Source organism: Dellaglioa sp. CoH-55-MRSF-6 (assembly GCF_056782215.1).
On sequence record NZ_JBXAYJ010000002.1, the window covers coordinates 65,004 to 76,606 of the forward strand.

At 32.5% G+C, this 11,603-nt stretch carries 13 protein-coding genes; all 13 read left to right on the forward strand.

Annotation, left to right across the window (positions count from 1 at the left end; translation table 11 throughout):
* Positions 1-93: 93 nt before the first annotated feature.
* Positions 94-615, forward strand: coding sequence for a peptide-methionine (S)-S-oxide reductase MsrA (msrA, locus tag AC1RPK_RS02120; RefSeq protein WP_409022479.1), 522 nt, complete (start codon positions 94-96; stop codon positions 613-615).
* Positions 616-764: 149 nt separating this feature from the next.
* On the forward strand, positions 765-1,640 hold the full coding sequence (locus AC1RPK_RS02125) for a YitT family protein (RefSeq protein WP_409022480.1): 876 nt from the start codon (positions 765-767) through the stop codon (positions 1,638-1,640).
* 114 nt (positions 1,641-1,754) lie between these two features.
* Positions 1,755-2,840 (forward strand): CDP-glycerol glycerophosphotransferase family protein, encoded by a 1,086-nt coding sequence (locus AC1RPK_RS02130; RefSeq protein WP_481762179.1) that lies wholly within the window; start codon positions 1,755-1,757, stop codon positions 2,838-2,840.
* Positions 2,841-2,858: 18 nt separating this feature from the next.
* The gene (locus tag AC1RPK_RS02135; protein ID WP_409022482.1) at positions 2,859-3,668 is read left to right on the forward strand and encodes an ABC transporter permease; all 810 of its coding nucleotides are present in this window, start codon (positions 2,859-2,861) and stop codon (positions 3,666-3,668) included.
* 105 nt (positions 3,669-3,773) lie between these two features.
* Positions 3,774-4,664 (forward strand): deoxyribonuclease IV, encoded by an 891-nt coding sequence (locus AC1RPK_RS02140; protein WP_409022483.1) that lies wholly within the window; start codon positions 3,774-3,776, stop codon positions 4,662-4,664.
* A gap of 198 nt (positions 4,665-4,862) precedes the next feature.
* Positions 4,863-5,051 carry a 30S ribosomal protein S21 gene (gene rpsU / locus AC1RPK_RS02145; protein WP_057973588.1) on the forward strand — a complete coding sequence of 63 codons (189 nt, stop codon included), beginning with the start codon at positions 4,863-4,865 and terminating at the stop codon, positions 5,049-5,051.
* A 17-nt stretch (positions 5,052-5,068) separates the two neighbouring features.
* Positions 5,069-5,512, forward strand: a complete 444-nt coding sequence (locus tag AC1RPK_RS02150; RefSeq protein ID WP_409022484.1) for a GatB/YqeY domain-containing protein — start codon at positions 5,069-5,071, stop codon at positions 5,510-5,512.
* 107 nt (positions 5,513-5,619) lie between these two features.
* On the forward strand, positions 5,620-6,105 hold the full coding sequence (gene ybeY, locus AC1RPK_RS02155) for an rRNA maturation RNase YbeY (protein WP_409022485.1): 486 nt from the start codon (positions 5,620-5,622) through the stop codon (positions 6,103-6,105).
* Positions 6,083-6,487, forward strand: a complete 405-nt coding sequence (locus AC1RPK_RS02160) for a diacylglycerol kinase family protein (RefSeq protein WP_409022486.1) — start codon at positions 6,083-6,085, stop codon at positions 6,485-6,487. Before ybeY ends, AC1RPK_RS02160 begins: the two co-directional genes overlap by 23 nt.
* Before the next feature lie 43 nt (positions 6,488-6,530).
* Positions 6,531-7,436 carry a GTPase Era gene (gene era, locus AC1RPK_RS02165; protein WP_409022487.1) on the forward strand — a complete coding sequence of 302 codons (906 nt, stop codon included), beginning with the start codon at positions 6,531-6,533 and terminating at the stop codon, positions 7,434-7,436.
* 64 nt (positions 7,437-7,500) lie between these two features.
* Entirely contained in the window at positions 7,501-8,292 is a 792-nt protein-coding gene (gene recO, locus AC1RPK_RS02170; RefSeq protein WP_481761411.1) for a DNA repair protein RecO, read from the forward strand.
* 270 nt (positions 8,293-8,562) lie between these two features.
* Complete coding sequence (gene glyQ, locus AC1RPK_RS02175) at positions 8,563-9,480, forward strand: glycine--tRNA ligase subunit alpha (RefSeq protein WP_409022489.1); 918 nt, start codon at positions 8,563-8,565, stop codon at positions 9,478-9,480.
* 1 nt (position 9,481) lies between these two features.
* On the forward strand, positions 9,482-11,557 hold the full coding sequence (gene glyS, locus AC1RPK_RS02180) for a glycine--tRNA ligase subunit beta (RefSeq protein WP_481761358.1): 2,076 nt from the start codon (positions 9,482-9,484) through the stop codon (positions 11,555-11,557).
* Positions 11,558-11,603: the final 46 nt, after the last annotated feature.

Consider the following 11,603-nt stretch of genomic DNA (forward strand, 5'->3'; position numbering starts at 1 on the left):
GATTAAACTCATTAGTCTTTTTTAGGCATAAAAATATCAATATTATGTTAAGTGATTTATTATTATCATATATTAAGAGGGGGAATGATGATAATGAGTGAAAAAGCAATATTCGCTGGTGGTTGTTTTTGGTGCATGGTTGAACCGTTTGAAGAACAAGCAGGAATTTTAAATGTCGTATCTGGATATACAGGAGGACACACTAAAAATCCAACATATGAAGATGTTGTATCTGAAACAACGGGGCATACTGAGGCAGTTGAGATAACATTTGACCCTAAAAAAATTAATTACGCTCAGCTTGTTGAGATATATTGGCAACAAACAGATCCAACTGATGCGATGGGGCAATTTCAAGATAGGGGTAGTTCATATCGCCCAGTGATTTATACACTAAATGATGAGCAAAGAAAAATTGCGGAAACTTCAAGACAACTATTGATTGATAGTCATAGATTCAAAGAACCAATTGTTACAACTATAGAAGATGCAGGTCCATTTTATGCTGCTGAGGATTATCATCAAGAGTTTTATAAAAAGAATCCAAGAAGATTTGCTATGGAAGAAAACGGTGGACGGAATCAATTTAAACAATCTGTCTGGAAATCTAAATAAGTTAAAAGAGTCTTTTCGAATGAATTTTGAAAAGACTCTTTTTGTATAGATTAAGATTTACTTGATAAGTAAATGTCTAACTGTATCTGACCGTAATGAATGGTATAATATTCGTAACTTGTTAAAATGAAATGTGAGGTTTTTTGATCATGGACGATCTGCAACAAATTTTTAAGAAACATTCATACGCGGCCAAAGCTTCAACAGCATTTATATATGCGATATTAGTTTCGGTTGCGATGAACTTTTTTTGGACACCAGGAAAAATATATGCCTCTGGTATTACGGGGTTAGCGCAATTAGTAGCAACCCTCCTTAGTCGATATGCACCATTTCAAATATCGACTGCGTTACTCTTATTTCTTTTAAATGTACCAATGTTCATTTTGGCTTGGAATAAAATTGGTCACCGTTTTACTGTGTTTACTTTTCTAGCAGTTGTATTTTCAAGTATTATGATCAAAGCAATTACGCCAGTAACGTTAACAACGGATCCTATTATTTGCGCGATATTTGGTGGAGCTGTTAATGGATTTGGTACTGGATTAGCGCTTAGAAATGGAATTTCAACTGGTGGATTAGATATTATTGGCTTAACAATTAAAAAGAAAACAGGTAAAAGTATTGGAACTATTAATATTATTTTTAATGCTTTTATTGTTCTAGCAGCCGGTTTTATTTATGGTTGGCCATATGCTTTTTATTCTGCATTGGGATTATTTGTTAATGCTAGAGTCATGGATATGGTTTATACAAGACAACAAAAAATGCAAGTTATGATTGTGACGAGTCGTCCTAAGAGTGTGATTGATTCAATACAAAATCATATGCGTCGTGGAATCACAATTGTTAACGATGTTGAGGGTGCTTATCATCATGATGATAAGACACTTTTAATTACCGTTATTTCGAGATATGAACAAAATGAATTACATGATGCAATGGAAGAGTCAGACCCGGTCGCATTTGTTAGTATCTCAGAAAACGTTCAGATATGGGGACGTTTTTATGAGCAAGCATTATAAATAAAACTAAAGGATTAATAAGTTATGCAAATTAAAAAGATAATCTACTTATTTCTCATCAGACTATTTTCGTTACTGAATTTCTCTAAAAAAAGTACTAATATCAGCTATTTAATGAGTTTCGGTGGTAATAGTGACTTCATTCGGAAATTAAATCAAAGATGTTTAGATAATAATCAACATTTAATCATTTTTTATCGACCTTCTATGAAGTTAGAAATTAAGAATATCGAAGACTTAAATATTGAAACCAAAATATTTACTGAAAATATTTCTTTCGTATTAAATTTAATCCCTCTGATTTCTAAGAGTAACTTAATTTTTGTCGATAATTATTTTGCTTTTTTAGCCACAATGCATACAAAAAAAACAACCAAAATTGTTCAACTTTGGCATGCAAATGGGGCAATTAAATCGTTTGGTTGGGATGAGCCTAAGACAGCTGATCGATCAGCTGAAGATAAAAAACGATTTCAATCTGTCTATAATCAATTTGATGATTTTATTGTAGCGTCAGCTAAAATGGGGTCAGTATTTAAGAAAAGTTATCATGTTTCTGATAATCACATTTTAGAACTTGGATACCCTGCTACAGATAAATTTAAAGATAGCAATTGGATAAAATTAACAAAAAAAAATATTTTTAGTAGCCACCCAGACTTAATTAAGAAAAAAATCATTTTATACGCACCAACATATAGAGAAGATATAAATGGGGAAGTTATATTAGAAATACCAGATGATTTTTCTAATATTCAAGAATTATTAAATGATGAAACTAAGTTAATTATTAAATTACATCCGCATTTAAAGGACAAAGAGCTTGCCTTTAAAAAATTATTATCTAAGAATAATGATATTTTATGGGTGGATGAATACACAACTGGAGAATTGTTGGTCATCACAAATTGTTTAATTACAGATTATTCATCGGTTATTTTTGATTTCAGTTTATTGCCAAACGCTGAACGAGTTTTATTCTATTGTTTTGATTTAAAGAATTATGAAAGTAGTATTGGGATTCAATCGGATTTTAATAACTGGGTACCAGGACCGATTGTGCAAACAATGAGTGAACTAGTTGCTACTTATAAAGAATTCAAAAATAGTGATAGACAATTAGCAACATTTAATTTATTATGGAATACATCTAATGATGGGCATGCGACAGAGCGTGTTCTAGATTATTATTTTACTTAAATAAGGAGCGTCAATACATTGAAAAAAGTTATTTCAATTATAAAAGAACAATTTGAAAATTTACCAATTATATTTCGAGTTTCAAAATATGAAGATCGAGCAAGTTACCAAAGTCATTATTTAGGAATTGCATGGGAGTTTTTAAACCCAATGATTCAAATTGGTATTTACTATCTTGTTTTCGGTGTTGCCTTGCACGCTGGACAACAGATAGATGGGGTTAATTATTTTGCTTGGATGATGGTGGGTATCGCCCCATGGTTGTTTATGAATTCTAGTGTACTTGGTATGTCTCGTAGTGTTTATGAAAAAGTTGGATTAGTTGCTAAAATGAAATTTCCAGTTAGCGTACTACCAACAATTCGTATGGTCAGTCAAATGACTGCGTATTGGGTTATGTTCGGTTTTAGTATTATTGTTTTATTATTATCAGGTGTAACGCCCACTTTGTATTGGTTACAGTACATTTATTATTTTATCTGTATGATTGCATTTTTATTTGCTTTCGGTATTTTTAATTCAACCATCTCAATTTTAGCTCGTGATTACTATATAGCACTCCAATCGATTATGAGGGTTTTATTTTACATGTCAGGTATTTTATTCAATTTAAATTCTGGTAGTTTTCCTAAAGTTTTTGTTAGAATTCTACAAATAAATCCGTTTAACTATTTAGTCGCAGGGTTTAGAGAAACTTTCTTGAGCGAAGGTTGGTTTTTTAATAATCCAACACAACTATTACTATTTTGGTCAATCACATTAATGTTCCTCTTAATAGGATCACATTTACACTATAAATTTAGAGCTCATTTTGTTGATTTAATTTAAATATAAAAGATTTAGAAAACTTCCTGTCAGGTGAGTATTCTAAATCTTTTTTTATAATCAATGTTATAATACAATCAAGTTAAAATGCGAAAAGGGGTAAGGATAATGTTGATAGGATCACATGTTAGTATGAAGGGAAAAGATATGTTACTTGGTTCCGCCGAAGAGGCTTCGAATAATGGAGCAAGTACATTTATGATTTATACGGGAGCACCTCAAAATACAAGGCGAAAAGATATTTCAGAGATGAATATTCCAAAAGGTAAAGCCTTTATGGTGGAACATGGATTAAGTGATATAGTTGTTCATGCCCCTTATATTATCAATTTAGGAAATACAGTTAAACCAGAGAATTTTACATTTGCAATCAATTTTTTGAAAGCTGAAATAGATAGGGCCGAAGCATTAGGTGCTACTCAAATGACTCTCCATCCTGGTGCTCATGTAGGTGCGGGAGATGAAGCTGCAATTAAACATATCATTGAAGGATTAAACGAAGTTTTGACTTCAGACCAAAAAATTCAAATTGCTATTGAAACAATGGCGGGCAAGGGTACAGAGGTTGGACGAACATTTGAACAGATTGCACAAATGATTGATGGTGTGAAGTTGAATGATAAATTATCTGTTACGTTTGATACATGTCATACTAGTGATGCTGGATATAATATTAAAGATGACTTTGAATCTGTTATAGAAAAGTTTGATGATATTATTGGAATTGATCGATTGAAAGTCTTTCATATTAACGATTCAAAAAATGTTCAAGGAAGTCATAAAGATAGACATGCTAATATTGGCTTTGGTGAAATTGGGTTTGATGCATTAAATAGTATTGTACATGACGAAAGATTTAGTAAGGTACCTAAAATATTAGAAACACCATATGTAGGTGTAGATAAAAAAAATCAACAATCACCATATCAAAAAGAAATTTTGATGTTTAAAGAAAATACCTTTAATCCTAATCTATTAACGGAACTTGGGTTAAATTAAAGCTGTTTATTGATTTAGATCAATTGATTTATGCTTAATTTGTTAAAAAAAAGTATATTTTTTGTATTATCTCAAATATTTTATAAAAGATTTATTGACGGCGATAAAGACTTTAGTTATAATGAACAAGGACAGTTCGACGATGCAACTTAATGCATAAAAAGACGGTTACATTCAAGCTCGGAGGGAGGGATATCTATGTCAAAGACAGTCGTACGTAAAAACGAATCTCTCGATGATGCTCTTCGTCGCTTTAAACGTTCCGTTTCTAAAACAGGTACATTACAAGAATACCGTAAACGCGAATTCTATGAAAAGCCAAGTGTGAAACGTAAGAAGAAATCCGAAGCAGCAAGAAAGCGTAAAACAACTAAGAAACGCTTCTAGTCTAGGGAGGAATCACGTTGAGTCTATTAGAAACACTTAATAACGATTTAAAACAAGCGATGAAAGCAAAAGACAAACAAACTTTAAGTACTGTAAGAATGCTTAAAGCAGCTGTTACAAACGAAGAAATTAAAGCAGGTCATGATTTATCAGTTGATGATGAAACTGTTTTATTGGCTCGCGAGTTAAAACAACGCAAAGAATCTTATGCAGAATTCAAAGATGCCGGTCGAGATGATCTTTTAGAAAATCTTGATATGGAAATAAAAATTGTCGAAAAATATTTACCTGAACAATTATCAGCTGAAGAAGTTACTGATGTCGTGAAAGAAGTTATTTCACAAGTTGGTGCAACATCAAAAGCTGATTTTGGAAAAGTCATGGGTGCGGTTATTCCTAAACTTAAGGGACGCGCTGATGGTAAGGTTATAAGTGAGACAGTTAAATCATTATTAAATTAGCGAAAAAGGAATTACAATTCAACTTGAATTGTAGTTCCTTTTTTTTTATGCTATTATTTGAGTTGAGTAACTTTGGGACATATAAAACGAATTTAAAGAGGGTTATTATGGATTTAGAAATTTTTGACCACACTAAGGCAGAACCAGAAAAAAATATAACATTAATTAAAGAAATTCTTAATTTTGCGGGTAAGAAAATAAAATTACCTGATGAAACAGAAATGTCAGTTACTTTAATGAATAATGAAGAAATTCACAAAATTAATCGTGAATATCGAAATGTAGATAGACCAACTGACGTCATCAGCTTCGCAATCGAAGAAGATGGAGATGATATGCCAATTATTTTTCCTGATGATGAAGGTATGGATATGCCTGAAATTGCTAAAAATATCGGTGATATCATGATTTCAACTGAAAAAGTTGCTGAACAAGCAGTTGATTATGGTCATTCTTATGAACGTGAATTGGGATTTTTGACAGTCCATGGGTTCTTACACCTAAATGGTTACGATCATATGGAACCTGAAGATGAAAAAGAAATGTTTGGATTACAAACAGAGATATTAGATGCTTATGGCCTTAAACGATAAGCGCCAAGTTAAAAAAAATCGAACATTTTTGTTGTCACTAGGACATTCTCTAGATGGCCTTGTTACGGTTTTTAAAGAAGAAAGAAATATGAAAAAACATGTAGCCATGATGATACTAGTATCTATTTGTGCGGCAATTTTTCAAATTTCTGAAACAGAGTGGCTATGGCTAGCTCTTAGCATTAGTATGGTTATTATTAATGAAGTTTGGAACACAGTTATAGAGAATCTGGTTGATCTGACAACTGGTCATAAATATAATGAGATTGCAAAAAAAGTTAAAGATATGTCAGCTGCTGCTGTCTTACTTTCGGCACTATTTGCGATGATTGTTGGATGTCTTATTTTTATCCCACAACTGTTAGAATTAGTTTTTGATTAGTCAATTATAATAAAAGGTACATAAATAAGAGGAGAATTAATTAATGCAAAATAAAAAGTTTCATTCAGGATTTGTGGCAATTTTAGGACGACCAAATGTTGGAAAATCAACATTTTTAAACAATGTTATGGGTCAAAAAATTGCTATTATGAGTGATAAGGCACAAACGACCAGAAATAAAATTCAAGGTATTTATACAACAGATGATGCACAAATTGTCTTTATTGATACACCTGGTGTTCATAAACCAAAGAGTCGTTTAGGTGATTTTATGGTCAAATCAGCACTTTCAACACTTGGTGAAGTTGATGCTATTTTATTTATGGTTAATGCAACAGAAAAACGTGGACCAGGAGATAATTTTATTATTGATCGATTAAAAGATACTAAGAAACCAATTTATTTGGTTATTAATAAAATTGACCAAATTCACCCTGATGAAATATTAGCTATTGTGGAAACGTATCGAGAATCTTTGGACTATAAAGAAGTTTTCCCAATTTCAGCACTTAAAGGAAATAACGTCGATGAGCTTGTTGATTCATTAATTAGTGAATTACCTGAAGGACCCCAGTTTTACCCAGAAGATCAAATTACAGATCATCCAGAACGTTTTGTTATGGGTGAACTAATTCGTGAAAAAGTTTTACAATTAACACGAGAAGAAGTTCCTCACTCAGTTGCCGTTTTGGTTGAAGATATAAAAAAAGAGGACGAAGAAAAATTGCACATTTCTGCAACAATTATCGTTGAACGTCCAACGCAAAAAGGTATTATTATTGGTAAAGGTGGTAAAATGTTAAAAGATATCGGTGTTAAAGCTAGAAAAGATATCGAAACGATGCTTGGTGATCGCGTTTATTTGGAACTTTGGGTTAAAGTTCAAAAAAATTGGCGAGATAAACAGACTGATTTAAAAGCATTTGGTTACCGTGAAGATGACTATTAAGAAGTAACTAATGATCGGAACAAGATAATTTTTGTTCCGATTTTTATTTGCTCATGGAAAGGGGATGCATAGTATCGTTCAGAATAATGCAGATTTTGAAGGGATTTTACTTTATCGTAAAGAATATAAAGAACGTGATCTTTTAGTGAAATTTTTAACCGATCGTTATGGTAAAAAAATGTTTTTTATTAAAGGTGCTAGAAAACGAGGATTCAAATTATCTGCTGCTTTACTACCATTTACAATCGGAACTTACAGTGGGAGTATAAATGACAACGGATTATCATTTATTAATACTGCTAAAGAGTTTGAACAATTTCAAACGATTTCACAGGATATAATCAGTAATGCTTATACCATTTATATTTTTAGTTTAATTGATGCTGCATTCAAAGATAACGAACCCATCTCTGTTTGGTACCGAAAAGTTGTGACAGCAATTCGATTGATTAACGAAGAATTTGATCCAGAAATTATTACAAATATTATTGAAATTCAGCTATTAACAGTTTTTGGTGTACAGCCTCAATTGCAGGTCTGTGCAGTTGGTGGCGAAACGCAGGGAGAATTTGATTATTCAGAATCTTACGGTGGGCTACTGTGTTCTAAACATTGGTATCTTGATAATAATCGACTTCATGCTACTCAAAAAACAATTTTTTATTTGAGACAATTTTCTGTAGTGAATCTTGATAAATTAAATTCAATCAAGGTTGCTGAGAGTACCAAAAAGGAATTACGTCGTATTATTGATGTTATTTATGATAATAGTGTTGGATTAAATTTGAAAAGTAAAAAATTTATCGATGGAATCAGTTCTTGGCCAGTCTCATTAAAGAAAAATACTGAAATATAATTGACAAATACTTATTTCTAAACTATGATTATAGAGAAATAAATAGCGGGATTATGATGAAAAAGGGTAAGAATAGTTATTAAAGCGAACTTAGGATTAGTGCAAGCTAAGTAATTAATTATTTTTATTGGCATTTTCGGAGTCCTTTGTTAATGAAGCTGCTGGTTGAATTGAACCAGAAGTAGGGTGGAACCGCGATATTAAAATCGTCCCTATGTGGTCTATAAGACTGCATAGGTTTTTTTGTGCTTAAAAATAAGGAGGAATACTATGTCAAAAAAGTTAGCTGTTCAAGATATTATTATGACATTACAAAAATTCTGGGCTGATCAGGGTTGTATGTTAATGGAGGCTTATGATACAGAAAAAGGTGCTGGAACTATGAGCCCTTACACATTTTTACGTGCAATTGGACCAGAACCATGGAATGCTGCATACGTTGAACCTTCAAGACGTCCTGCAGATGGTCGTTATGGCGAAAATCCCAATCGTTTGTACCAACATCATCAATTTCAAGTTGTGATGAAACCATCTCCTGCAAATATTCAAGATTTATATTTGGATAGTTTGCGTGCATTAGGTATTGATCCAGCTGAACATGATATTCGATTTGTTGAAGACAACTGGGAAAACCCATCAATGGGTTGTGCTGGTGTTGGCTGGGAAGTTTGGCTTGATGGTATGGAAGTTACACAATTTACTTATTTCCAACAGGTTGGTGGATTAGAGGTACATCCCGTCACTAGTGAAGTTACTTATGGTTTAGAGCGCCTTTCTTCATATATTCAAGATGTTGAGAGTGTTTATGATCTTGAATGGGCTGATGGGGTCATGTACGGCGACATATTTAAAGAACCAGAATATGAAAATTCTAAATATTCATTTGAAGAAAGCAATCAAGAAATGTTATTTAATTTGTTTGATGTATATGAAACAGAAGCCAAAAAACAGATTGCCAATGGGTTAGTTCATCCGGCATACGATTATGTTTTAAAATGTAGTCATACATTTAATTTATTAGATGCTCGAGGAGCCGTTTCTGTTACTGAACGTGCTGGATATTTAGCAAGAATTAGAAATATGGCTAAATCAATTGCTAAAGTTTTCGTACAGGAGCGTAAAAAATTAGGCTACCCATTACTAAAAGATGAAAAACTTCGTAGTAAATTATTAAAGGAGGATAAATAAGATGACACATTCCTTTTTATTAGAAATTGGGTTAGAAGAAATTCCTGCTCATGTTGTTACACCTAGCCAAAATCAATTGGCTAAACGTGTAGGTGACTTTTTAACAGAGCAACGGTTATCATTTGACGAAATAAAGGCATTCTCAACACCCAGACGTTTAGCTGTTGAAGTGACTGGTTTGGCTGATAAACAAGCAGATATTCAAGAAGAAGCTAAAGGACCTGCAAAGAAAATTGCCATGGATGATGAAGGAAATTGGTCTAATGCTGCAAAAGGCTTTGTCCGTGGACAAGGAGTAACAACAGACGATATAACGTTTAAAGAATTAAAAGGCGTTGAGTATGTCTATGTAAATAAATTTATCGCTGGTAAATCTGCCAAAGATATTTTGGTTCAGATTAAAGATGTGATTGAAGCGATGACATTCCCAACAATGATGCACTGGGCAAATTATGACTTTAAATATGTTAGACCAATTCGTTGGATAGTTGCGTTACTTGATAGTGACGTTATTCCATTCAGTATTTTAAATATTAAATCTGGCCGCCAAACGCAAGGCCATCGTTTTTTAGGAGAAGCTGTAGATTTAGCCTCAGTAACAGAGTATGTTAAAAAATTAGAAGAACAATATGTAATCGTTGATTCTAATAGACGAAAAGAAATGATTAGAACACAAATTACTAATCTTGAAAATAATCAAGACTGGCATATTATTCTTGATGAGGATCTTTTGGAAGAAGTTAACAATTTAGTTGAATATCCAACAGTATTTTCTGGTCATTTTGATAAGAAATATTTAGATATTCCTGATGTTGTTCTAATGACTTCAATGAAAGACCATCAAAGATTCTTTTATGTGCGTGGCCAAAACGATGAAATCTTACCAATGTTCGTCTCAGTTCGTAATGGGACAGAAGCTAACATTGCTAACGTCGAAGCAGGCAATGAAAAGGTTCTTACAGCACGATTGGAAGATGCTGCATTTTTCTACCAAGAAGATCAAAAACAAACGATTAATGATTATGTAGAGCGATTAAAAAATGTCACATTCCATGATAAAATTGGATCAATGTCTGAAAAAATGGAACGTGTTCAATTAATGGCACAAATCATTGGTAAACGCCTTGGCTTAAATGACCATGAATTATCTCTTTTACAAAGAACAAGTGAAATTTATAAATTTGATTTGGTAACAGGGATGGTTGGAGAATTTTCTGAACTTCAAGGAATTATGGGTGAGAAATATGCCTTGCTAATGGGCGAAAATCCAACTGTTGCACAAGCAATTTCTGAACACTATATGCCAATTAGTGCTGATGGCGAACTACCTAAATCAAAAATTGGTGCAGTTTTAGCAATTGCTGATAAGTTGGACAGCATGTCAAGTTTCTTCTCAGTTGGATTAATTCCAACTGGATCAAATGATCCCTATGCACTTCGTCGTCAAGCGTTTGGGATAGTTAGAATTGTTGAAGATCGTCAGTGGCATTTTTCACCACTTGAGGTACTGAACGATATTAAGGAATTGGCAACGATACATCCAGATTTATTTACCAAGATGACTGTTGGCGAAAATGATAAAGATATTTTAAGTTTTGTTAATGATCGTATGAAGCAATGGCTTTCAAATAAAAACGTCAGTTATGATGTAATTGAAAGTGTTGTTGAAAGTACAGATGCAGATTTATTAGTTATGTCAGAGGCCGCTGTAACCTTAGAAAATCATAAAAATGATAAGGATTTCAAGGAGACCGTTGAAGCAATCAATCGTGTATTAAAGCTAGCAGATAAAAATGAGGCAACTAATCTAGTTGTTGAACAAGTATTATTAGATAATACTGCTGAAAAAGATTTATTTGAACGAGTTGAAATAATCCAAAGTCAGTTGGCAGATTTAACGTCAGAGAAGTTATATACTACATTAAGCGAGATTCGTCCGCTAATTGAAAATTATTTTGACCAGACAATGGTTATGGTTGATGATACAAAAATTAAAAATAATCGCTTAAATCAATTGAGTTTAATTGCTAAGATGAGTTCAAAATTAGGTAATTTAAGTAAATTAAATATTAAGTAATATAAAAATGAGAATTTATCTGTGAAGATAAATTCCTTTTTTGTTT